Raw genomic sequence first — 23,053 nt, 5'->3', positions numbered from 1 at the left:
TCAGAGCCGCCGGATTTCCTGCGCCGTCAGCTGCACCGCGTCGCGGATGTCGGCTTCGCTGTGCTCGCTGCAGATGAAGAAGCGCAGGCGCGCGGACTGCTCGGGCACGGCAGGGTGCAGGATCGGCTGCACATTGAGCCCGCGGTCGAACAGGGCGGCAGAGAGTCGGGCCGCCTTGATCGAGTTGCCGATGATCGCGGGGATCACCGCCAGGCCCGTGCTGGTGCCGGTGTCGATGCCCTCGGCGCGGGCCTGGGCGAGAAATGCCTGGCCGCGCTGTTGCAGCGTGCGGACCCGGTCGGGAACCTCGTGCAGGCGTTGCAGGGCGGCCAGCGACGCGCCGGCCACCGGCGGCGGCATGCCCACGCTGTAGAGAAAGCCCGGCGCGAGAAACTTGAGGTGCTCCACCAGCGCCGTCTCGCCGGCGATGTAACCGCCGCAGCCCGCCAGCGTCTTGCTCAGCGTGCCCATCCAGATATCGACGTCGTCGCCGGCCAGACCGAAATGCTCGCGGATGCCGTGACCGCGCGCGCCCATGACGCCCAGCGAATGGGCTTCGTCCACCATCAGGAAGCACTGATGGCGCCGCTTGAGCTCGACGAAGGCCGGCAGATCCGGGTAGTCGCCGTCCATGCTGTAGATGCCTTCCAGCACGATCAGCACGCGTTCGAAGCCGCGCCGCTCGCGGGTGAGCAACTCATCGAGCGCGGCGGCGTCGTTGTGCGGGAAGGACAGGCGGCGCGCGCCCGCGAGCTGAATGCCCTGCAGCACGCTGTTGTGGATCAGTTCATCGTGCAGGATCAGATCGTTCGGACCGAACAGGTGGCCGATGGTCGACACATTGGTCGCGTGGCCGCTGACGAAGGTGATGGCGTCGTCCACGTCGTAGAGCTCGGCCAGCGCCTGTTCCAGCGCGCGGTGGATCGGCCGTTCGCCCGAGACGAGGCGGCTGGCCGATACCGACGTGCCGTAGCGGTCGATGGCGTCTTTGGCCGCCTGTGCGACGACGGGGTCGCCCGATAAGCCCAGATAGTTGTAGCTCGAGAAGTTCAGATAGCGCTCGCCACCGATCCGCGTGCTCGCGGCGGCCGAGCCCTCGTGCACCTTGAAAAACGGATTGGCCACGCCCAGCCGCGCGGCGCCGTCGTTGATGATGCGCAACTGCTGATAGGCCGGATGCTGGTCGAAGCGGCAATGGGCGTCGGGCACCGGCGCGCTGGCCGGCGCGGCGGCGCCGACGGCGGGCACCGGGGCCGATGCGCGGTTCAGCCGCCGTTCCAGGGCATGACGGATCAGCTTATCTTTCAGGCTGTCGCCGGGCGCCTTGGCGGGTTTGAGTGTAGCCATGGGTCCGTGTCCTCAGCGGATCATGCGCGGCGCGCCGGCGTCGGCGCGCTGCTCGAGGTGGGTGGCGAAGTCGGCGATGGCCTCCAGGGGCACGTCCACGGCGTGTTGCGCCACGACCTGCTCGATCTGGCTCGACACGGCCGGCGCCTGGGCGGCGGCCGTCTCCTCGCCGCGCAGCAGCACCACCAGGCGGCGGGCCAGCTTGTCGATGGTGGCGCTCTCCGACAGGGCCATCACCGGCAGGCGCTGGCCGAAGCGCTGTTCCAGCGCCACGACCAGTTCCACGCCCATCAGGGAGTCGAGCCCCATGTCGTAGACCGACCGGAGCGCATCGATGCGCTCAGGCGCCACGCGCAGGATTTCGCCCACTTCGCGCTTGACCATGTCGACCACGCGCTCGTGGAGGGACTCGTCGTCCAGCGTGTCGAGCAGGTGCGCGATGTCGTCGCCCGCCTCGCCGTCGGCGCCGCCACCCGCACGCGCCAGCTCGGCGAAGCGCGGGTGCCCGGCGGCGGGCAGGAAGCGTGCCAGCGGCTGCCAGTCGAGCTCGAGCACGCCCAGCCCGCTCGCTTCGTGGGCCAGCATGTCGCCCAGCGCGTGCAGGGCCAGCGTGGCCGGCAGCGGCCTGCCGCCCATGCGGCTCGCGAGCGCATCCTTGATCTGCGTGTTGCGGGCCAGATAGCCCGCATCGTCGATGGCGCCCCAGCACACCGCCGTGGCGGCCTGGCCCCGGGCGCGGCGCTGGCGCACGAAGGCCTCCAGCCAGGCATTGGCGGCGACGTAGTTGCCCTGGCCCGGGTTGCCGAATTGTGTCGTGGCCGACGAGAAGCAGACGAACAGGTCGAGCGGATCGTCGCGCGTGAGACGGTCGAGGTGCAGGGCACCCAACATCTTGGGCGCGAGCACGCGCTGGATGCGGCTCGCATCGAGGCTGCGCGCGAGGCCATCGTCCAGCACCATGGCCGCGTGCACCACGCCACGCAGCGCGGGCATCGTGGCGCGCGCCTCGTCGAGCAGCGCGGCAAGCGCCGTGGCGTCGGTCACGTCGCACGCGCGCGCCAGCACGTTCACGCCTTGCGCCCGCAGGGCGGCCAGCGCGTCGGTGGCCTCGGCGTCGGCCGGACCGCTACGGCTGCACAGGATGAGGTGGCGGGCGCCACGCTCGGCCAGCCATTGCGCGGTGCGCAGACCGAAGCCACGCAGTCCGCCGGTCACGAGGTAGCTGGCTTGCGAGCTGGCTTGCCAGGCCGGCGCCGCGTCGTTCGCCGTGACGCCCGCGGGCAGGCCGCCGTCGTAGGTCACGACGATCTTGCCGATCTGGCGCGCCTGCTGCATATGGCGGAAGGCGTCGACCAGATCGCGTGCCTCGAAGCCGCGATAGGGCAGCGGCCGCAGCGTGCCGGTCTCGAAGAGCGCCATCATCTCGCCAAACAGCCGGCGCGTCAGGGCCGGGCGCTCGCGCATGAGCTGATCGGCATCGATGCCGAAGTAGCTGATGTTGTTGCGGAACGGGCGCAGGCCGATCCGGGTGTTTTCGTAGAAGTCGCGCTTGCCCAGTTCGAGGAAGCGGCCGAACGGCTTGAGCACCGCGAAGTTGCGGTTGATCGCTTCGCCCGCCAGGGAGTTGAGCACCACGTCCACGCCGTCGCCGCCGGTGGCCGCGAGGATCTCGTCGGCATAGCTCAGCGCGCGCGAGTCGTAGATATGCTTCACGCCCAGGAGGCGCAGGAAGTCGCGCTTCTCGGGGGTGCCGGCCGTGGCATGCACCTCGGCGCCCAGCGCCTGCGCATACTGAATGGCCGCGATACCCACGCCGCCCGCCGCGCCGTGGATCAGGATGCGCTCGCCCGCCTCGAGCCGCGCCAGATGGTTCAGCGCGTAATACACCGTGAAAAAGGTGCTCGGAATGGTGGCCGCGGCGGCGGCGCTCAGGTTGCGCGGAATGAGGGCGATGGCGTCGCCGGTGGTCAGCACGCGATTGCTGAAGCTCGCCGGACCGAACCCCACCACGCGGTCGCCCGGCTTGTAGTCGTGCACCTCGCTGCCGGTCCGGCGCACGACGCCGGCGAATTCGAGGCCGAGTGTGGGCCCGGCAAAACCCTGTTCGATGGCTTCGTCGGACAGCATGCCCAGGGCATACATCACATCGCGGAAGTTCAGCCCGGTCGCCTGGACATCGACTTCGATCTGGTTGGCGGCGGGCGCCGGGGCGGCCACGCGTTCCCAGCGCAGGTTGCGCAACTGACCCGGGAACGACAGCCCCAGGCGGACCACGGTGTCGCCCTGATCCCGCGCCGGACCGCGCGGTGCCTCGACCTGCCGCAGCCGCACCGCGTGGCGGGCGCCGGCCGCGCTCAGCACGATCTCGGTTTCTTCATCGGGGGTGAGCAGCTCGCGCAGCAGGGCCTCCCAGTCGGTGCCGGCCTCGTGTGCCGGCAGGTCGATCTGGCGCACGGCGTAGTTGGCGGCCTCGTTCTGCAGCGTGCGGCCGAAGCCCCACAGCGCGGCGTCGTCTTCCTGCGACCCGGCGCCGGTCAGGTGCTGGGCGGCGTTACGCGTGAGCAGAATGAAGTCTATCGGTGCGGGCAGCGCTTCGCAGGCCTGCGCGACCAGGGCGGCCAGCGTGACGCGGCGCGTCTGGCGCGCGAGCCGCGTCTCCGGGCCGTCGTCCGCCGGCGACAGGCCGTCGGCATGGATCACGCCGTGCAGGCTGCCCGCGGTGTCCAGCGCCATGGCGAGGCTGGCGGCCACGGCCGGCGCGTCCGCGGCGACATCGCGCACCAGGATGGCCTGGTCCCCGCGTTGGTGCAGGCGCGCCTGCAACTGCTCGGCCCAGTCGGCCGACGCATCGTCGGCCAGGATGAGCCAGGCGCGCGCGGCGGAGGCGGGCTCCGCGCCGTCGGCGCCGTCGGCGTTGGCGTTGGCGTTGGCCGTCTGGGCCTGTGCCCACAGCAGATAAGGGCCCGCCTGAACGGCGTCGTCTTCTTCCTGCGCGAGCGGCGTCAGGCCGGCGGCCTCGAGCGCGCCACGCCAATGGGCGGCGGGCTGCAAGGCCGGGACGGCGCCGCCTTCGGCCGACTCCGCCCACCAGTCGGCGCGGGCGCCGAACACCAGATCGAGCCAGCCGTCTGGGTGATTGCCGGTCAGCGCGAGCAGGCCGTGCGGCGCGAGGGCGGCGCGGCCCGCGGCAAAGGCGGCCTGGCTCTGCGACAGCGCGTGGCAGGCCGTATGCACGATCACCAGATCGAACGCGCCGTCCTGCACTGCCTCTCCGGCGGGCTGGATGCGGGCGGCGGGCCAGTCTTCGAGCGCGCTGGCGGCGGCATCCTGCGCGTCGGGATGCAGCGCCAGATAACGGTAGTCGGCGCGATCGAAGTCGAGGGCCGCGCAGCAGGCGGCGCCCAGCTCGGGGCCGCAGCCGCCGATCTCCAGCACGCGTAGGCGCGCGCCGGCCGGCAGGGCATCCTGCGCGGCGGCGATGGCGTCGGCCACCGTCTGTTGCCAGTGCAACTGTCCGGCGCGCCCGAGGATGGCGGCTTGCGCCTGTCCCGGCGTGAATGCGCCCTGCGGCTCGGCGGCCGCGCCGTCGCCGCGCAGCAGCGCCGGCAAGGCCATGCCGAGGCGCGAGCAGGCCTGCATCAGGGCGAACTCGTCCGGATAGTCGTGCGAGAGCAGATTCCAGATGTCGGCCGCCGTGGGGCTGGACTCATCGGTATGGTCCGTCACGAAGCGCCAACCCGCCGGGGTGGGCGCCAGCCAGCCGGCGGCCGTGCCCTGGCGCAGCAGATGGTCGAAGAGCGGCGCGATGTCGCGGGCTTGCTCGCGCAGGCGCGTCACGGTGGCCGCGGGCAGCAGACCCTCGTCGTCGGCCAGCGTCTGCAATGCTTCCAGGCCGAACTGTTCGCTCAGCGCGTAGAGCAGCGGCTCGACCTCGTCGGCGTAGTGATACTGGCGCTCGCGCGCCGGCACGGAGGTCTGGCCGAGTCGCTGGAGCAGGGCTTGAGGGAAGGGCTGTGCCGGCGTGCTGGCACGCGGATGCGGCGCGGCCACGGCTGCGTCGGCCAGGTAATGGAGCGCGGGCGTGCCCTGTCCACCGAGCCGCACGCTGCGAAAGCGCGCCTGCCGGACCGCGGCCACCGATTGCCCCTCGGCGTCGTACAGGTCGAATTCGGCGGTGAGCGAGTGGGGATTGCGGCGCAGCAGCCGCGCGCGCACCCAGCGCACCGGACCCGCGCCGCGGCGCACCGTGATGCGTCCCATGCGCGCGGGCACGAAGGTCATGCCCGCGTAGCGATGGGCATGCTCGCGCATCAACATGATGATGAGCTGGAAGGTGCAGTCGAGCGAGCCCGGATGCAGCAGCAGATCCTGCCACAGCGCGTCCGCCGCGGGCGCGTCCAGTTCGGCCAGCACGGTGTCGGCATCGGTCAGCCAGCCCTGGCGCACCATGCTGAAATGCGGCCCATAGGCCAGGCCGGCGGCGCGGGTCAGCCGCGCGTGCAGGGCGTGGTCGAAATCCGCCGCGCGGGCAGGCGCCGCGGGGGCGCCCTGATCGAGATGCGCCGGTGCCGAGCCGGTCAGTACGCGCGCGGTGGCATGCAGTGTCCACGCGGCATCGCTGCCGGTCGCGCGGGCGCTGATGCGCACGCTGGCATCGGCAGTGTCCAGCTCGGTGCGCACGCGTTGCGCCTGCTCGCCGTCGAGCAACAGCGGCACACGGATCTCGAGGTCTTCGATGTCGAGCAAGGCGGCGTCGGGGGCGTGCTGCGCGGCCGCGCCCAGGGCCAGCTCGGCGAAGCCGGTGCCGGGGAACACCACGGCCTCGCCCACCACGTGGTCGGCCAGCGGCGCATGGCGCTCGGCGTCCAGCCGGTTCTCCCAGGTCCAGGGGTGCTGAGGCAGGGCGTAGCCCAACAGGGGATGCAGATCCGGGCGGCCGAGCAGGCTGGCGCTCTCCGGCGTCTCGTCGTGCCAGTGGCGTTCGCGCTGCCAGGGGTAGGCGGGCAGGGTCAGCGGCCGGCCGGCGCGCGGCAGCAGCGTATCCCAGCGCGGCGTCGCACCCGCCACGATGGCCTGGGCGGCGGCGTCCAGGATGCGCGCCGGATCGTCTTCACCGCGGGCTGCCGTGGTCAATGCGCGGCCCGTCAGGCCGGCCGCCTTCAACGCGTCGTTGAGGTAGCCGCGCAGCACGGGATGCGGGCCGATTTCAAGATAGAGCACATCGCCCTGCGCGGTCAGGGTCTCGAGCGCCTGTTCGAAACGCACGGGCTGGCGCACGTTGTCCCACCAGTACTGCGCGTCCAGTTCGGTGCCGATCAAGGGCGCGCCGGTCACGGTGGAAATCATGGGCACCGCCACCTGCTCGGGCGCGAGGCCCGCGAGCGACTCGCGCAGGCCCGCCTCGATGCTGTCCATGGCCGTGCTGTGAAAGGCGTAGTCCAGATCCAGCCGGCGCTGGAACTGGCGCTGGGCCTTGAGTTGTCCTTCGATCACGCTCAAGGCCCGCGGGGTGCCGGCCAGCGTTGCGCCCCGCACGCTGTTGTAGCCGGCCACGCAGACCTCCTGGCCGAGCCCGGCGGCGTCGATCAGGTCCTGGGCGGCGTTGCCGCTCAAGCCCACGGCCGTCATCGCGCCCACGCCTCGGGTCGTGCCCTGCAGGCGGCTGCGGTGGTAGATCACCTGCACCGCGTCCTGCAGCGTCAGCGCGCCGCTGGCCCACGCCGCGGCGACTTCGCCCACGCTGTGACCGAGCACGGCACCGGGTTGCAGGCCGCGCTCGGCGAGCAGGTGAGTGATGCCGACCTGCAATGCGAATAGGGCCGGCTGCGCGTACTCGGTGCTGTCGTAACGGTTGGGCGCGTCCTGGCGCCGCAGCTCGTCGGCCAGCCGGTAGCCGGCCAAGGGTTCGAACAGGCGATCGATGGCGTCGACCGCTTCGGCGAAGACGGGATGGGTCATCAACCGGCGTCCCATGCCCATCCACTGCGAGCCGTTGCCCGAGTAGGCGTAGACGACGCGCGTGGCGTCCGGCAGCGCGGTGCCGTGCGCCAGCGCGTGGCGCGGCGCATGACCCGCAGCGTGTTGCGCGAGGGTCTGGGCCACGGCCGCGGCATCCTGACCGAAAACGAGCGCGCGGCTCGCATGCCAGTCGCGCCGCAGGCAGCTCTGCCAGGCAATGTCGTACAGCCGCTCTGGTTGCGCACGCAACCGTGCCGCGAGGTCGAGCGCGGCCTGTTGCAGCGCGGCCTCGGTCCGGCCGCTCACGAAGACGGGCACCTCGCGCGCGGGTGGCGCGAGCGGCGCCGGCACGCTGGCGGCGGCCAGTTCGGGCGCGCTTTGCAGAATGACGTGCGCGTTGGCGCCGCCGAAGCCGAACGAGTTCACGCCGATCGTGAGCGTGCCTTCGGCCGGCAGCGGCAGATTGCGGGTGACGATGTCGATGTTCCAGCCGCTGCAATCGATGTTGGGATTGATCTCCCGGACGCCGATGGTGGCGGGCACTTCACGATGGCGCAGCGCATGCAGGGCCTTGACCAGCCCGGCCACGCCGGAGGCGGCCTCGAGGTGGCCCAGGTTGCTCTTGACCGAGCCGATCGGCAGCGGCTTGCCCTGCGGGCGGCGCGCGCCCAGCGCCATGCCGATGGCGCGGGTCTCGATCGGGTCGCCCACGCGCGTGCCGGTGCCGTGCGCTTCGAGGTAGTCGAGCTCGGCGGGGTCGATGCCGGCGCGGCCATAAGCCTGCTCCAGCAGTTGCGCCTGCGCCTGCGCGCTGGGCACGGTCAGGCCCGACTTGCGGCCGTCGGTATTGACCGCGCTGCCCGCCACGACGCCGATGATCGGATCGCCGTCCGCCAGCGCCTGGTCGTAGTCTTTCAGAACGAACAGCCCGCCGCCTTCCGAGCGCACGTAGCCGTCGCCCGACGCGTCGAACACGCTGCAGCGTCCGCGCGGCGACAGCATCGACGCCTTGGAGAACGTGATGAAACCATAAGGGTGCAGGTGCAGGCTCACGCCACCCGCGATCGCGTGGGTGCATTCGCCGCTGGCGATGGCGCGCACCGCCTGATGGAAGGCAACGAGCGCCGAAGAGCATGCGGTATCCACCGCCATGCTGGGGCCGCGCAGGTCGAACACATACGAGAGACGATTCGCCGCGATGCTGCTGGTGTTGCCGGTGGCGACCGTGCTGTCGAGCAGGTCCAGGTCATGCGCCATGCGGTAGGCGTAGTCGGCCGTCGAGATCCCGATGTAGACGCCGCAATCGCTGCCGCGCAAACGCTGAGGCGGGATGGCGGCGTCTTCCATGGCTTCCCAGCACAGCTCGAGCAAAAGGCGCTGCTGCGGATCCATGACCGCGGCTTCACGCGGGGAAATGCCGAAAAAATCGGCGTCGAATCCGGAAATGTCGCCGAGCGTGCCCGCGCTGCGCGTATAGGCGGTGCCGGGATTTTGCTTGGACGGGTGGAAATAGCGGTCGGGAGACCAGCGTCCGGGGTCGATTTCCGTTACCAGATCCTTGCCGGCCAGCAGATCCGTCCAATATTCGGCGGTGTTGGTGCTGGGAAAACGGAACGACATGCCCACGACGGCGACGCGCTTTGCCATTTAACTTCCTTTAGCAATAGCTGAGGGCAGCGTCGCCGGATGAGGCGTCGGAATGAGTTGCAGCGCCAGCGAATCGGGTGCCGGCAGGCACTGCGCGACCTGTTCGGCCCCTGTCCGGATCAGTCGACGCTGCGATTATTTGTATTTAGAGCCTGCGTGATCGGTGCCGGGCTGCCGGCAGGCGGATTCACGGAGTGAGATTCTAGGGAGCGGGGCGGGGGAGAGTATGTCAAGACCCGACAGTATTAATGGCAAAGTTGCCAATATTTATCGGAAGCCCCGGGGGCGCCCCGGTGGCCGGGAGGGGGAAGGGGGGAATGCTGCCCTGCAACAACGAACGACTGCTTACATCGGCGCGGCGCGATTTACATGGCCCTTACAGGTGCCCAATCCATCATTCGGAAACATTATTCGGGGCGCGGCGTATTTATATGTATCGACCGCAGAAAAATGTGCGAGTTCCCATTTTCGGGGTGGCGTTTTAATCGGCCTTTAATATTTGCCGGTCAGAAAATCCGGCCGCGTAGGCCACGTGCCGCAGCCCGACGAAAAACGCCGCCCTCGGGGGCGGCGGATTATCCCGGCTGCGGCGGCGCGCCTCAGGTATTCGAGAGTCTCGTGCCCGCGCCTAGCGGTGCGAGCTGGACGGGGGATATTTTCTCGGGCGGCGGCGAGACCCGCCAGCTGGCCCGGCGCCTGAGCGCGCCCAGCAGTTTCAATCCCTGGGGCCATTGGCCCAGGCCGCTATCGGCATTGATGTGGCCGGCCTGTTCGAGGACCACCAGACGGCTGCCCCAGTCCTGTGCGAATTGGTGTGCGCGTTCGAGTCGACAATAAGGATCGTCGTCGCTCGCCACCACCACGCTCTGAAACGGCAGCGGCTGACGCGGCACCGGCGCGAACGACTGCAGGCATGCCGGCGCATGCGGCCGTTCCACGTCCGCCGGCGCCACCAGCAGCGCACCCGCCACCTTGCCGCGCAGCGGCACGGGCAGGCTGGCGCTGATCAGGCAGCCGAGGCTGTGCGCGATCAACAGGACGGGACTCGTCGCCTGGTCGACGGCGGCCGACAGGGTGGCGAGCCACTCGCCGCGCTCGGGATGCTCCCAGTCGCGCTGGCGCAGGCGCCGTGCGTTGGGCAGCTGCTGCTCCCAGAGGGTTTGCCAGTGGCCGGGACCGGAATCTTTCCAGCCAGGAACGAGGAGGGGCTGAAGTCTCATGACCAGCATGATGCAATCGGCGCTTAAGAACACAAACGAATAAATAGGCGATTGCATATGTCCGAAGCGGTATATGGAATGCGTCCGCTGCGTGGCCGGTCGGTCCGGTCTTTCAGTGTATGCTTCCCACGCCAAAGCACGGGATCTGGAGGCCGGCGCGAGCCGGTGTCCCGTGATTGAGATCAACGACGACAAGCCTTTGAAGGAGCAAGCCCATGAAGAAATCGATTCGTCTGACCCCGCTGTTCGCCGCGCTCGGCGCAGCCGCCAGCCTGACGTTCGCCGCGGGCGCGCACGCCGAGACGATCAAGATCGGCGTGGTCGGTCCGACCACGGGTCCGGTCACGCAATATGGTGAGATGGTGCGCGAAGGCGTGAACACCGCCATCGAGCGCATCAACGCCGCCGGCGGTGTCGATGGCAAGCAGCTCGAGGCCGTGGTCATCGACGACGCCTGCGAGCCCAAGCAGGGCCCGGTCGCCGCCAACCGCGTGGTGAACGGCAAGATCGGCTTCGTGGTGGGCCATGTGTGCTCGGGCGCCACGATCGCCGCCACCGAGATCTATAACAACGAAGGCGTCGTGATGGTCACGCCGTCGGCGACCTCGCCGGCCGTGACCGACGGCAAGAACTACGAGTTCATCTTCCGCACGATCGGCCGCGATGACCAGCAGGGTCCCGCCGCCGCCAAGTTCGTGCTCGAGAAGATCAAGCCCAAGACCGTCGCCGTGCTGCACGACAAGCAGTCGTATGGGCAGGGCATCGCCACCGCCGTGAAAGACACGCTCGAGAAGGCGGGCGTCAAGATCGCCGTGTTCGAAGGCATCAACGCGGGCGACAGCGACTTCTCGGCCGTCATCACCAAGCTCAAGAGCAATGGCGTCGACTTCGTCTACTACGGTGGCTACCACCCCGAAATGGGTCTGCTGCTGCGCCAGGCGGCCGAGCAGGGCGTGAAGGCCCGCTTCATGGGCCCCGAGGGCGTGGGCAACCCCGACATCAACGCCATCGCGGGCGACGCCGCCGAAGGCATGCTGCTGACGCTGCCGGCCGACTTCACCCAGAACGCCGCCAACGCCGACATCGTCAAGGCGTTCAAGGACAAGAAGCGCAATCCCAACGGCGCGTTCCAGCTCACGGCCTATGCCGCCACCCAGGTCATCGCCGATGGCATCAAGGGAGCAGGCAGCACGGATCCGGGCAAGGTGGCCCAGTACCTGCACGCCAACAGCTTCAACACGCCGATCGGCAAGACGGCCTGGAACAAGCAGGGCGACCTGACCGACTTCGAGTTCCAGGTGTTCACCTGGCACAAGGACGGCAGCAAGTCGGCCTTCAAGTAAGCCAGCAGTGATCCCGCGCGCTCCACGAGGAGCGCGCGCGCCGGGCCGCGATGTGATCGCGGGCCCGGTTTTTTTCGTCCGGGCCCGGCGCGCCGGAGTAGGCGACCCGGCCGCGCCGGGCGGCCATGAAGCCAGCCGCGGCCAGTCGCGCCCGTGGCCGTCGGGCATCACACCCATGCCCCGCTAACGCGACCCGCCGCGCAGTTGCGCGATCAGGGAGCGGGCGGCCGCCGATGCCTCTGCGCTCAGGTGCGCCGCCAGAATGCGTGCCGGCTCCGCCTCGCGCAGCGGCAGGAACACCAGCGGTTCGCCGCGCATGCGCGACAGCGACTTCGGCACGATGGCCGCACCCACGCCCACTTCGACCAGGGTCAGCAACGTGGGAATCACGCTTTCGCGCACGATGGACGGGTGCGCGCCGATGCGCGCGAACATCCGGTCCAGCAACTGCCGGAAGTACGGCGAGGCCGACTGCGCATAACCGATCAGCGGCAGCGTGCAGGCCTGCGCGATATCGATGCTGCGGCGCTTTGCCCACGGATGATCCTGGCGCAGCACCAGCATCATGGGCTCACGCCAGATCTCCACGGTGGCTATGCCTGCGTCGAGGGTCATGGGACGCATGATGGCGACGTCGATGTGATGGCCGCGCAGCATGGCCTCCATCCGGTTGGAATTGGCCTCGACGAGATCCAGCTCCACGTCCGGATTCGCGCTGCGGTAGCGATACAAGGCGTCGGCCAGCGGTGAGTAGGCCGCCGTGGGCGCGAGTGCCACTCGCAGTGGTCCGGCTTCGCCCAACGCGGCCCGGCGCGTGGCGCGCAGCATCGCGGCGGTGCTCACGGCCAGCCCCGCCGCGTGCCGAGCCATCACTTCGCCGGCGGGCGTGAGCCGGACCGAGCGCGTGGTGCGCTCGAACAAGGGCACGCCCACGAGGGTTTCGAGCCGCTTGATGTGCTGGCTGAAGGGCGGCTGGCTCATGAAGACGCGCGCCGCGGCCCTGCCGAAATGCAGCTCTTCGGCGGCGGCGCAGAAGCAGGCCAGCATGCGGTCGTCGAGAAACATTGATTCGCTATTGCTCATAATCCATGTCGAATTCTGAATTGGACCGTAGGTAATGGGCTGTTTAACATGCGGCTGTCCTTCCCGGCCAGCGATCGCTTGCCGGGCCCGTTCAGAAGCTGCCATGTCCCTTTCTCATTCCGATCTCGCCCGCCTCGTCGCGGACCTCACGCAAGCCGACCGGGTGCTGCACGCCTGGGTCTGCCTCGATTCCGCGCCGCGGGCCGCGGCGCATGGACCGCTGGCGGGCCTGGTTTTTGGCGTGAAAGATGTCATCGACGTGGCGGGCCTGGCGACCCGTTGTGGCTCGCCGGTCACGGACGACCGCCCCGCGGCGGTCGATGCCGACTGCGTGGCTGCCTTGCGCGCGGCCGCGGCCCTGCCGCTGGGCAAGACCGTCACCGCCGAGTTCGCCCATGTCTCTCCGGGGCCGACGCGCAATCCCCGCCAGCTCTCCCACACGCCGGGCGGATCGTCCAGCGGCTCGGCGGCCGCCGTGGCCGCCGGCATGGTCGACTTCGCGCTGAGCACCCAGACGGGCGGCTCCATCATCCGCCCCGCGGCGTTCTGCGGAGTCGTGGGCTTCAAGCCCAGCTACGGCGCCGTGTCGCGGGCCGGCATGCAGGTCGTGTGTCCGAGTCTGGACACCATCGGCTGGCATGCCCGCGACGTGGACACGGCCGCGCGCGTGGCCGGCGTATTGCTGCCGCCGCAGCCCTGCGAATCGCCGCGCCGGCCGCGCGTGCGCGTGCTGCCGGCGCAGCCGGGATACCGCCTGGAACCGGCCGCGCTCGAGGCCGTGCGCCAAGCCGCCAGGGCGCTCGGCGACGCTGGCTACGCGGTCGCGCAGACCGAAGCGATGCCGCAATCGCAGGACCTGCTGCGCACGCACGGCACCGTGGTGCATTACGAACTGACGCGCGCGCTGACCGCGCTGAGCGCCGATGCCGATCCCGCCCGGGACGAGCGCCTGAGCCCGCGCCTGCGCGCGGACCTGCGGCAGGGCCAGGCGCTTGCGCACGCGGATTACGAAGCCGCGCTGGCGCGTCTGCATGCCGCGCGCCGGCGCGACTGGGAGGCCGATTTCGGCGATGCCGACCTCGTCCTCACGAGCAGCGCGCTCGGCCCGGCCCCGCACGGCCTGTCCCACACGGGCGAATCGGGCTTCAACAAGGCCTGGTCCGTGCTGGGCTGGCCCTGCCTGCATCTGCCCACCACGCAGGACGATCGGGGCCTGCCGCTGGGCGTCATGCTGGTGGCGCGCCCGGGCATGGACCCGGCGCTGCTGCGCTGGGCGGGCGAGATCCATTCCCTGATCGACCGGCGTGATACCGCGTCGCTTCCTTCACTTAACCGGAGTCTGCCGTGATTCGACTGCATCAACTGTTCAAGCCCGCCGTGCTGCTGTGCGGCCTGCTGGCCATCCTTCCCGCCCGGGCCGAGTACCCGGACCGCCCGATCACCGTGACCGTGCCGACCGCGCCGGGCGGTACCGTGGACATCGTGGCGCGCATCATGGCGACACAGCTCGCCGATACGCTCAAGCAGTCGGTCATCGTGAGCAACAAGGCCGGGGCGGGCGGCGTGGTCGGCACCCAGGCCGCCAAACGCGAACGGGCCGACGGCTACAACCTGCTGTTCACCGCCAACAGCAACCAGCTCATCGTGCCGTGGATCTACGCCAAGCCGGGTTTCGATCCCTTGCGCGACTTCGAGCCCATCGCGGCGGTGGGCGTCGTCCCGAACGTGCTGCTCGTCAATCCCGGCTTCCCGGCGCAGGACCTGAAGGGCTTCATCGCCGAGGTCAAGGCGCATCCCGGCAAGTATCGGTACGCCTCGGCCGGCACCGGCACGCTGAATCATCTGCTGGGTGCGATGTTGAACGAAAAGGGCGGCCTCGAACTCGAGCATGTGCCCTACAAGGGCGTGGCCCCCGCCATGACGGACGTGCTGGGCAATCAGGTGCCCATGCTGTTCGCGAGCCTGCCCTCGGCGCTCGAGGCGGTCAAGGCGGGCCAGTTGCGCGCCATCGGCGTGAGCAGCGCCAGCCGTGTGCCCTTGCTGCCCGACGTGCCGGCCATTGCCGAGGCCTTGCCGGGCTTCAGCGGCGATCTGTGGGTGGCCTTCTACGCGCCGGCCGGCACGCCCAAGGCGGCCACGAGCAGGCTCTACGAGGCCATCGAGGCCGCGCTGGCCGCGCCCGCGGTTCAGCAACGCTTCCAGCAGCTCGGCGTGACCGTGTTGCATGATGGTCCCGAGGCGCTGGCTCGCCGCCAGGCCGCGGAGTTCGAGCAATGGCGCGACATCGTCAAGGCATCGGGAGCGAAGGCGGACTGAGCGCGCATCGGGCTCGACCCCGACGTCGTCCGGCGCAGGGCAGGGCAGGCGTCATCATGAAATAAAAAAGGGCGTCCGACAGGCATCGGACGCCCTTTGTCATGCTGCCCGCCGAAGGATCAGAGGCCTTCGACGCGGCGGCCGGTGTCGGCCTCGAACCAGTGCAGCGGGTGGCGGCCATCCGAACCGATGTTCAGCGTGTCGCCGACCTTGGCGGGCGACTCGTTGAGCTGGCGCGTGGTGCAACGCACGACCAGCATGGTCGGGCCGCAGCGGCCGTGCACCAGCTGCTCCGAGCCCAGCGTCTCGACCATCTCGATCTCGACCGGCACGCCCGGCGCGTTGAGCAGCATGTGCTCGGGGCGCAGGCCCATCACGACCTTGCGGCCGCGCACCTGGCTGGGCACCTGCAGCGGCGAGATGTCGAGCGCGCGGCCTTCGGCCGTCTGCACCGTGCCATCGCCCGCCACGACCACGTCGATCAGGTTCATCGGGGGCGAGCCGATGAAGCCGGCCACGAACGTGGAGGCGGGCTTCTCGAACACTTCCATCGGGGTGCCGATCTGCTCCGGCACGCCCTGGTACATCACGACCATGCGGTGGGCCAGCGTCATGGCCTCGACCTGATCGTGCGTGACGTACAGGCTGGTGGTGTTCAGACGGCGGTGCAGCTTCAGGATCTCGAGGCGCATGGCCACGCGCAGCTTGGCGTCGAGGTTGGACAGCGGCTCGTCGAACAGGAACACCTTGGGTTCACGCACGATGGCGCGGCCCATGGCGACGCGCTGACGCTGGCCGCCCGACAGGGCACGCGGACGGCGATCCAGCAGCTTGCCCAGCTCCAGGATCTGCGCGGCGGCCTCGACGCGCTTGCGGATCTCTTCTTTCGAGAATTTGCGGATCTTCAGGCCGTAAGCCATGTTGTCGTACACGCTCATGTGCGGGTAGAGCGCGTAGTTCTGGAACACCATCGCGATGTCGCGCTCGGCCGGCTCCAGCGTGTTCACGACCTTGTCGTCGATCACGATCTCGCCGCTCGTCACGGACTCGAGGCCCGCGACCATGCGCATCAGCGTGGATTTGCCGCAGCCCGACGGACCGACGATGACGATGAACTCGCCATCCTTGATGTCCATGTCGATGCCGTGGATCACCGGCACGTTGCCGGCGTAGGTCTTCTTTACGTTGCGAAAGCTGAGGGTAGCCATGTGTTTCTTCGTCTGCGTAATCTTGTTCGGAGGGGCTGCTGGCGCCGTGGCGGCGGGGTCGCGCCGAGATCGATGCTGACTCGGGCGGCCGCACGCCGGCGGCGCGGCGTGCAAACCTTATTTCTCGGTGTCGACCAGGCCCTTGACGAACCATTTCTGCATCAGGATCACGACCAGGGCGGGCGGGATCATGGCCAGGATGGCGGTCGCCATGGTGATGTTCCATTCGGTGACGCTGTCACCGCCGCTGATCATGCGCTTGATGCCGATGACCACCGGGTACATGTCTTCCTGGGTCGTGATGAGCAGCGGCCACAGGTACTGGTTCCAGCCATAGATGAACTGGATCACGAACAGGGCCGCGATGCTGGTCTTGGACAGCGGCAGCAGCACGTCGCGGAAAAAGCGCATCGGACCCGCGCCGTCGATGCGCGAGGCCTCGACCAGCTCATCGGGCACCGACAGGAAGAACTGCCGGAACAGGAAGGTGGCGGTGGCCGAGGCGATCAGCGGCAGGGTGAGACCGGCGTAGCTGTTGAGCATGCCCAGGTCGGCGACGACCTTGTAGGTGGGGGCGATACGCACTTCGACCGGCAGCATCAGCGTGACGAAGATCATCCAGAAAAAGAACATGCGGCCGGGGAAGCGGAAGTACACCACCGCGAAGGCCGAGAGCAGCGAGATCAGGATCTTGCCGAGCGAGATCGCCAGGGCCATGATCAGGCTCACATACATCATGCGCGCCACCGGGGTGCCCGACGAACCGCCGCCGGACCCGGCGAACAGCGCCTGCATGTAGTTGTCGACGAAGTGCTTGCCGGGGATCAGCGACATCGGCGCGGAAGCGACTTCCTGCGCGGTCTGGGTCGATGCGACAAACGTGACGTAAATCGGAAAGGCGACCAGCGCCACCCCGCAAAGCAGGATGACGTGGGCCAGAATGTCCAGCCAGGGACGGCGTTCTACCATGATTCGATACCTGTTCTGTCTTGTATCAGTACTGCACTTTGCGGTCGATGTAGCGGAACTGGATCACCGTGAGTGCCACCACGATGAACATCAGCACCACCGACTGCGCGGCCGAGGAGCCCAGATCCAGGCCGCGGAAACCGTCGCTGTACACCTTGTAGACCAGGATCGAGGTCGAGGTGCCCGGACCGCCCTGCGTCGTGGTGTCGACCACGGCGAAGGTGTCGAAGAATGCGTAGATCACGTTCACCACCAGCAGGAAGAAGGTGGTGGGCGAGAGCAGCGGGAACACGATGCTCCAGAAGCGTCGCGCCGGCGAGGCGCCATCGATGGCGGCGGCCTCGATCAGCGAACGCGGAATCGATTGCAGGCCGGCCAGGAAAAACAGGAAGTTGTACGAGATCTGCTTCCAGACGGCGGCGATCAGCACCAGCGTGAGCGCCTGGTTGCCGTTCAGACGCGGATTCCAGGGCACGCCCATGCCGTTGAGCGCCACGGCCAGGATGCCGACCGACGGCGAGAACAGGAACAGCCACAGCACGCCCACCACGGCGGGCGCCACGGCGTACGGCCAGATCAGCAGGGTTTTGTAGAGCCCGGCGCCGCGGATCACGCGATCGGCCATGACGGCCAGCAGCAGCGATACGGCCAGGCCCACGAAGGCCACGAGCACGGAAAAGATCGCGGTGACGCGGAAAGAGTCGAGATAGCTGTCTTGAGAGAACAGCTCGGCGAAGTTCGCCAGACCGACGAATTCGGAGGACAGGCCGAACGCATCTTCGATGCGCATGGACTGCCACATGGCCTGACCGGCAGGCAGGAAGAAAAACACCACCGTGATGATCAGCTGCGGAGCCAGCAGCAGATAGGGCAGTGTCTTGTGGCCGAAAACTACACGTTTTTCCATGGGGCGGATGCCTAGGAGGATTCAATGAAAGCGTTGCACGAGGCAGCGCCAGTACCGCGCCGGCGGGGTTGCCGCGACGCCAGGCGGGAACGAAACATTCCTGCCCTACGACGTGTGCGCCCGACCGGGCGCACAACGAAAAATTCCGCAGCATGCTGGCTCGCCCCCGGCGTGCGGGCCGGGCAGGGCGGGCGCAGCATCTGCGGCTGCATCATAAACGGCTGGCCCGTCGCGCCGGAAAACCGGCGGCGACGGGCCAGCGGCCGGGCGAACCCGGCCCAGGGCGTCGGATCTTACTTGACGCTCTTTTCGAACTTCTCGAGCAGCTCGTTGCCGCGCTTCACGACGCTGGCCAGACCGTCCTTGGCGTTGGTCTTGCCCGACACGATGCGCTCGATCTCGGCGTCCTCGATCTCACGGATCTGGGGCAGGTAGCCCAGACGCAGACCGCGCGATTGCGCCGTCGTTTCGACGTTGAGCTGCTTCACGCCCACTTCGGTGCCCGGGTTCTTGTCGTAGAAACCTTGCTTCTTGGTGAGCTCGTAGGCCGCCACGGTGACCGGCACGTAGCCGGTCTGCTGGTGCCAGCGGGCCGCGACTTCAGGGGTGGCCAGGAACTTGAAGAACTTGGTCACGCCCTTGTAGATCTCGGGCTTCTTGTTGGCGAAGACCCACAGCGAGGCACCACCGATGATGGTGTTCTGCGGCGCGCCCTGCACGTCGGCGTAGTAGGGCACGGTGGACGTGCCGAACTCGAACTTGGCGTTCTTCGCGATGTTGGCGCGCAGACCGCTCGAGCCGGTGATCATGGCGCACTTGCCGCTGATGAACAGCGAGTTGGGCTCGTCGCCACGGCCGCCGTACATGAAGATGCCTTCCTTGCCCATCTTGGCGAGGTTTTCGAGGTGGCGCACATGCAGCGGGGTGTCGATGGCCAGACGCGCGTCCAGACCGCCGAAGCCGTTGTCCTTGGTGGCGTACGGGACGTTGTGCCAGGCCGAGAAGGTCTCGAGCTGGGTCCAGGACGGCCACGAGGTGGTGTAGCCGCACTCTTGGCCGGCGGCCTTGAGCTTGGCGCCGGCGGCGGCCAGCTCTTCCCAGGTCTTGGGGGGCTTCTCGGGATCCAGGCCCGCCTTCTTGAAGGCGTCCTTGTTGTAGTAGAAGACCACGGTCGAGCTGTTGAACGGCATCGACACGAGCTTGCCTTCGGGCGACGAGTAGTAACCCGCCACGGCGCCGATGAAGCCCTTGGGATCGATCGGATCGCCGGCTTCCTCGGACATCTGCTGGACCGGCTTGATGGCGCCCTTGGCGTACATCATGGTCGCGGTGCCGACTTCGAACACCTGGAGGATGTCGGGGGCATTGCCGGCGCGGAACGCGGCGATGCCGGCGTTCATCGACTCACCGTAGTTGCCCTTGTAGACCGCCTTGACCTGGTAGTCGGGGTTGGCCTTGTTGAATTCTTCGACGAGGCCGTTGACGCGGTCGCCCAGCGCGCCTTCCATCGAGTGCCAGAACTGGATTTCGGTGGCGGCGTGCGCCGAAGCACCCGCGAAGGCCGCCATCAGGGCGGCGAATGTGAGTGCGAGACGTTGGGGTCGCATGAGATGTTCCTCCGGTTTGAGCGACCGCGCGATTCGGATCCGGATCGCGCGAAGCGTTACACCTTATGAATTGTTTGTGACAAAGGCGTGACTTTAAACGATGCCGTGGCCCTGTCAAATGCAAAAGGAAAAGCTGCCCCACGCAACGCCTTCGGGTTAGTGCCCCCACGCTGCGCCTTCGGCTTGCTGCCCCCCGAGGGGGCTTTTTTGTCTCCGGGCGGCCGTTCGACAAAAGTGCCCCCACGCTGCGCCTTCGGCTTGCTGCCCCCCGAGGGGGCTTTTTTGTCTCCGGGCGGCCGTTCGACAAAAAGTGCCCCCACGCTGCGCCTTCGGCTTGCTGCCCCCCCGAGGGGGCGTTTTTGTCTCCGGGCGGCCGTTCGACAAAAAGTGCCCCCACGCTGCGCCTTCGGCTTGCTGCCCCCGAAGGGGCTTTTTTTGTCGAAGGGGCGGCCCTACGACAAAAAACCGTCCCCGAATCGGCGAGCCCATTCTGCGCCGTGAGTGGCGGGTTTACAATCCTGCCCCATGGAAAATCAACTCTCTATCGCCTTCATCGGCGGCGGCAATATGGCCGCGGCGCTGGCCAGCGGCCTGGCCGGCAAGGTCTGCCCGGCGGGAAACATCCACGTCATCGACATCAATACCGAGGCCCATGCGGCCTGGCAGGCGCGTGGCATGACCACCGCCACCGCCGGTGACGAGGCCCTCGCGCGGGCGCGCGTGTGGATCTATGCGGTCAAGCCACAGAACATGCGCGACGTGGTCGCCTCGACCCGCCAGTGGCTGCGCGACGACACGCTGGTCATCAGCGTGGCCGCCGGCCTGCGTGCCGACACCCTGGCCGACTGGCTGGGCGCGCCGGGTCAGCCCTGGCAGCGGCTGGTGCGCTGCATGCCGAACACCCCCGCGCTGGTGGGCGCCGGCATGACCGGCCTGGCCGCGCTGGACGGCGTGGATGCCGCCGACCGCGAGCTGGCCGCGCGGCTGCTGGGCTCGGTGGGCGAGGTCGTGTGGGTCGCCGACGACGCGGCGCTGGATGCGGTCACGGCCCTGTCGGGCAGCGGCCCGGCCTACGTGTTCCTGTTCCTGGAAGCGCTGATCGAGGCGGGCCAGTCGCTGGGGCTGAGCGCCGAGCAGGCCCGCCAGCTGGCACTGGGCACCTTTGCCGGCGCGACCCGCCTGGCGGCCGAGTCGTCGGATCCCCCGGGCGTGTTGCGCGAGCGCGTCACCTCCAAGGGCGGCACCACCGCCGCGGCGCTGGGCGTGTTCCAGGACGGCGATTTCCGCGGCCTGGTGGGCCGTGCGCTCGAGGCGGCCGCGAACCGCTCGCGCGAGCTCGCACAGGAGTTCGGCAAGTGACATCGGGCGTATCGGCCGGGCAGGGGCGTTTCGAGCCGCTGCGTCCGGCCCAGTTTGCCATCGCGGTGCTGTGCATGTGCGCGGTGGTGGTCGGGTCCAACATCCTGGTCCAGGTGCCGCTCAACGACTGGCTCACCTGGGGCGGCCTGTCGTATCCGGTGGCGTTTCTGGTCACCGACGTGCTGAACCGCCGGTTCGGCCCGGTGGCTGCGCGCCGCGTGGTGTGGTTCGGCTTTGCCGCCGCCTTGCTGGTGTCGATGTGGGTGGCCTCGCCTCGGATCGCGCTCGCATCCGGCCTGGCCTACCTGTGCGCGCAACTGATCGACATCCAGGTGTTCGATCGCCTGCGCGATCAGCGCTGGTGGCGCGCGCCGCTGTTGTCGGGCATGTTGGGCGCGATCTTCGATACCGCCATTTTCTTTTCGGTGGCGTTCGCCGCCACCGGAACCCCGTGGGTCACCTGGATGCTGGGCGACCTAGCCATCAAGCTGGTGGTGAACATCAGCATGCTGGCCCCGTTCCGTGCCCTCATGTGGAATCTGGCCCGGCCGGGCGGCGTGCCGCAGGCCCGCTGAAAGCCATCGGGGCGCCATCTGGCGCCCCGATTTTTTTGGCCGGCGGCGCGCCCGCGGCGCGGTATTTCATTTTCCTAAAACACCAGGCTTACGTGACGATTACGTCGGTTAATTCTGCGTATCCGTCACGTTTTTTGTGGCAAAACAAAATATTGGGGAATACACGCAGTGACAGGCTTTAGGCTTGCTTTCAGAATACCGCCGACATTGGTTTTTCGCCCAAGAAGCCGGTAATGCAGGCGCCTCTGGCACGGGTTTTATCGGCCCGTTCTTCCGGTCAATGCAAAGCCGCTGTAAACCAACCCTCTAAGCCGGGAGAATTCCGCATGAAGTTGTCGCAACGCTTTACTCCGCTTGCCCTGGCGATCGGTGCGTTGGCACTGGCAGGTGCCGCCCACGCCGCCGATACCATCAAGATCGGTATTCCCCAGCCCATGACCGGCCCGAACACCCAATACGGTGATCAGATCCAGGCCGGCGCCCTCACTGCCATCGAAACCATCAACGCCAAAGGCGGCGTCAAGGGCAAGAAGCTCGAGGCCATCCTGATCGACGACGGCTGCGAACCCAAACAGGCCGTTCCCGCCGCCAACCGCGTGGTCAACTCGGGCGCCAAGTTCGCCGTCGCGCACGCCTGCTCCGGCGTGACCGTGGCCGCCGTCAACGTCTACGAACAGGAAGGCATCGTCGGCATCACCCCGGGCGCCACCTCGCCGCTGGTCACCGACACGATCAAGCCGCACTTCTTCTTCCGCACGATCGGCCGCGACGACCAGCAGGGTCCGTTCGCCGCGCGCTATATCGCCAACACGATCAAGCCCAAGAAGGTCGCCGTTCTGCACGACAAGCAGACCTACGGTTCGGGCGTGGCCACCCAGGTCAAGAACACCCTCGACAGCGAGAAGGTCAACATCGTCCTGTTCGAAGGCATCAACGTCGGCGACAGCGATTACTCGGCCGTCATCACCAAGCTGAAGTCGGCTGGCGTGGATTTCGTATACTTCGGCGGCTATCACCCCGAGCTGGGTCTGCTGCTGCGCCAATCGCGCGAACAGGGCCTGAATGTGCAGTTCATGGGTCCGGAAGGCACGGCCAACCAGGATCTGGTGGCCATTGCCGGTCCGGCCATCGAAGGCCTGCTGGTGACGCTGCCCTCCGATTTCACCAAGCTGCCCGGTAACGAAGGCGTGGTGAAGGCATTCAAGGACGCCAAGCGCGATCCCGACGGCGCGTTCCAGATGCCGGCATACGCCGCGGTGCAGCTCATCGCCGAAAGCATCAACGCGGTCGGCGAGGATCCCGCCAAGGTGGCCGACCACCTGCACAAGAACACCTTCAATACCGCCATCGGCAAGGTCGAGTACGATGCCAAGGGCGATCTGAAGGACTTTGAATTTGCCGTCTTCAAGTGGGATAAGGCCGGCAAGAAGACCCAGCTGTAATCACGCGCCGCCGGCTTCGTGCCGGCGTGTCGTATACGCCCAGGTTTCCGGCTCCGGGTCGTCCTACCGGAG

General features: G+C 68.1%; 14 protein-coding genes. 6 read left to right on the top strand and 8 right to left on the bottom strand.

Annotated elements, in window-relative coordinates; genetic code table 11:
- The 3 genes from CEK29_RS14780 to CEK29_RS14770 all read right to left on the bottom strand — a co-directional run bounded on the left by CEK29_RS14780 (position 1) and on the right by CEK29_RS14770 (position 10,172).
- Entirely contained in the window at positions 1-1,347 is a 1,347-nt protein-coding gene (locus CEK29_RS14780) for an aminotransferase class I/II-fold pyridoxal phosphate-dependent enzyme (RefSeq protein WP_094858570.1), read from the bottom strand.
- Positions 1,348-1,359: 12 nt separating this feature from the next.
- Complete coding sequence (locus tag CEK29_RS14775; protein ID WP_094858569.1) at positions 1,360-8,952, bottom strand: type I polyketide synthase; 7,593 nt, start codon at positions 8,950-8,952, stop codon at positions 1,360-1,362.
- A 599-nt stretch (positions 8,953-9,551) separates the two neighbouring features.
- Positions 9,552-10,172, bottom strand: coding sequence for an RBBP9/YdeN family alpha/beta hydrolase (locus tag CEK29_RS14770; protein WP_094800292.1), 621 nt, complete (start codon positions 10,170-10,172; stop codon positions 9,552-9,554).
- Positions 10,173-10,387: 215 nt separating this feature from the next.
- Between CEK29_RS14770 and CEK29_RS14765 the strand changes: the two genes are divergently transcribed.
- Positions 10,388-11,515, top strand: a complete 1,128-nt coding sequence (locus tag CEK29_RS14765; protein WP_094800173.1) for a branched-chain amino acid ABC transporter substrate-binding protein — start codon at positions 10,388-10,390, stop codon at positions 11,513-11,515.
- Positions 11,516-11,698: 183 nt separating this feature from the next.
- Here CEK29_RS14765 and CEK29_RS14760 read toward each other — a convergent pair whose 3' ends face one another.
- A complete protein-coding gene (locus CEK29_RS14760; protein WP_094858568.1) occupies positions 11,699-12,580 on the bottom strand; it encodes a LysR substrate-binding domain-containing protein in 882 nt (293 codons plus the stop codon).
- Between the two features lie 121 nt (positions 12,581-12,701).
- Between CEK29_RS14760 and CEK29_RS14755 the strand changes: the two genes are divergently transcribed.
- On the top strand, positions 12,702-13,946 hold the full coding sequence (locus CEK29_RS14755; RefSeq protein WP_176456915.1) for an amidase family protein: 1,245 nt from the start codon (positions 12,702-12,704) through the stop codon (positions 13,944-13,946).
- Positions 13,943-14,914, top strand: a complete 972-nt coding sequence (locus CEK29_RS14750; protein ID WP_249279033.1) for a Bug family tripartite tricarboxylate transporter substrate binding protein — start codon at positions 13,943-13,945, stop codon at positions 14,912-14,914. The genes CEK29_RS14755 and CEK29_RS14750 overlap by 4 nt, the downstream gene beginning before the upstream one ends.
- Before the next feature lie 119 nt (positions 14,915-15,033).
- Here CEK29_RS14750 and CEK29_RS14745 read toward each other — a convergent pair whose 3' ends face one another.
- The 4 genes from CEK29_RS14745 to ugpB all read right to left on the bottom strand — a co-directional run bounded on the left by CEK29_RS14745 (position 15,034) and on the right by ugpB (position 19,605).
- The gene (locus CEK29_RS14745) at positions 15,034-16,122 is read right to left on the bottom strand and encodes a sn-glycerol-3-phosphate import ATP-binding protein UgpC (RefSeq protein ID WP_094800170.1); all 1,089 of its coding nucleotides are present in this window, start codon (positions 16,120-16,122) and stop codon (positions 15,034-15,036) included.
- Positions 16,123-16,239: 117 nt separating this feature from the next.
- The gene (gene ugpE, locus CEK29_RS14740; protein WP_094858566.1) at positions 16,240-17,091 is read right to left on the bottom strand and encodes a sn-glycerol-3-phosphate ABC transporter permease UgpE; all 852 of its coding nucleotides are present in this window, start codon (positions 17,089-17,091) and stop codon (positions 16,240-16,242) included.
- A gap of 25 nt (positions 17,092-17,116) precedes the next feature.
- Positions 17,117-17,998 carry a sn-glycerol-3-phosphate ABC transporter permease UgpA gene (gene ugpA / locus CEK29_RS14735; protein WP_094800168.1) on the bottom strand — a complete coding sequence of 294 codons (882 nt, stop codon included), beginning with the start codon at positions 17,996-17,998 and terminating at the stop codon, positions 17,117-17,119.
- 293 nt (positions 17,999-18,291) lie between these two features.
- Entirely contained in the window at positions 18,292-19,605 is a 1,314-nt protein-coding gene (gene ugpB, locus CEK29_RS14730; RefSeq protein WP_094800167.1) for a sn-glycerol-3-phosphate ABC transporter substrate-binding protein UgpB, read from the bottom strand.
- A gap of 525 nt (positions 19,606-20,130) precedes the next feature.
- Here ugpB and proC point away from each other — a divergent pair.
- The 3 genes from proC (at position 20,131) to CEK29_RS14715 (ending at position 22,981) form a co-directional block, all read left to right on the top strand.
- Positions 20,131-20,964 (top strand): pyrroline-5-carboxylate reductase, encoded by an 834-nt coding sequence (gene proC / locus CEK29_RS14725; protein WP_094858565.1) that lies wholly within the window; start codon positions 20,131-20,133, stop codon positions 20,962-20,964.
- Positions 20,965-21,038: 74 nt separating this feature from the next.
- A complete protein-coding gene (locus tag CEK29_RS14720) occupies positions 21,039-21,539 on the top strand; it encodes a queuosine precursor transporter (protein ID WP_249279047.1) in 501 nt (166 codons plus the stop codon).
- A gap of 326 nt (positions 21,540-21,865) precedes the next feature.
- Positions 21,866-22,981 carry a branched-chain amino acid ABC transporter substrate-binding protein gene (locus tag CEK29_RS14715; protein ID WP_094800164.1) on the top strand — a complete coding sequence of 372 codons (1,116 nt, stop codon included), beginning with the start codon at positions 21,866-21,868 and terminating at the stop codon, positions 22,979-22,981.
- Positions 22,982-23,053: the final 72 nt, after the last annotated feature.

The organism is Bordetella genomosp. 5 (genome assembly GCF_002261475.1).
In the GTDB taxonomy this organism is placed as follows: domain Bacteria; phylum Pseudomonadota; class Gammaproteobacteria; order Burkholderiales; family Burkholderiaceae_B; genus Bordetella.
The sequence above is the reverse complement of the archived record's forward strand: the minus strand, read 5'-3'. Positions and strand labels throughout refer to the sequence as shown.

What these genes read in the sequence shown, in the direction of transcription:
- CEK29_RS14780 (WP_094858570.1), bottom strand. Translation starts at nt 1,347, where the DNA reads ATGGCTACACTCAAACCCGCCAAGGCGCCCGGCGACAGCCTGAAAGAT.
- CEK29_RS14775 (WP_094858569.1), bottom strand. Translation starts at nt 8,952, where the DNA reads ATGGCAAAGCGCGTCGCCGTCGTGGGCATGTCGTTCCGTTTTCCCAGC.
- CEK29_RS14770 (WP_094800292.1), bottom strand. Translation starts at nt 10,172, where the DNA reads ATGAGACTTCAGCCCCTCCTCGTTCCTGGCTGGAAAGATTCCGGTCCC.
- CEK29_RS14765 (WP_094800173.1), top strand. Translation starts at nt 10,388, where the DNA reads ATGAAGAAATCGATTCGTCTGACCCCGCTGTTCGCCGCGCTCGGCGCA.
- CEK29_RS14760 (WP_094858568.1), bottom strand. Translation starts at nt 12,580, where the DNA reads ATGTTTCTCGACGACCGCATGCTGGCCTGCTTCTGCGCCGCCGCCGAA.
- CEK29_RS14755 (WP_176456915.1), top strand. Translation starts at nt 12,702, where the DNA reads ATGTCCCTTTCTCATTCCGATCTCGCCCGCCTCGTCGCGGACCTCACG.
- CEK29_RS14745 (WP_094800170.1), bottom strand. Translation starts at nt 16,122, where the DNA reads ATGGCTACCCTCAGCTTTCGCAACGTAAAGAAGACCTACGCCGGCAAC.
- ugpE (WP_094858566.1), bottom strand. Translation starts at nt 17,091, where the DNA reads ATGGTAGAACGCCGTCCCTGGCTGGACATTCTGGCCCACGTCATCCTG.
- ugpA (WP_094800168.1), bottom strand. Translation starts at nt 17,998, where the DNA reads ATGGAAAAACGTGTAGTTTTCGGCCACAAGACACTGCCCTATCTGCTG.
- ugpB (WP_094800167.1), bottom strand. Translation starts at nt 19,605, where the DNA reads ATGCGACCCCAACGTCTCGCACTCACATTCGCCGCCCTGATGGCGGCC.
- proC (WP_094858565.1), top strand. Translation starts at nt 20,131, where the DNA reads ATGGAAAATCAACTCTCTATCGCCTTCATCGGCGGCGGCAATATGGCC.
- CEK29_RS14720 (WP_249279047.1), top strand. Translation starts at nt 21,039, where the DNA reads ATGTGCGCGGTGGTGGTCGGGTCCAACATCCTGGTCCAGGTGCCGCTC.
- CEK29_RS14715 (WP_094800164.1), top strand. Translation starts at nt 21,866, where the DNA reads ATGAAGTTGTCGCAACGCTTTACTCCGCTTGCCCTGGCGATCGGTGCG.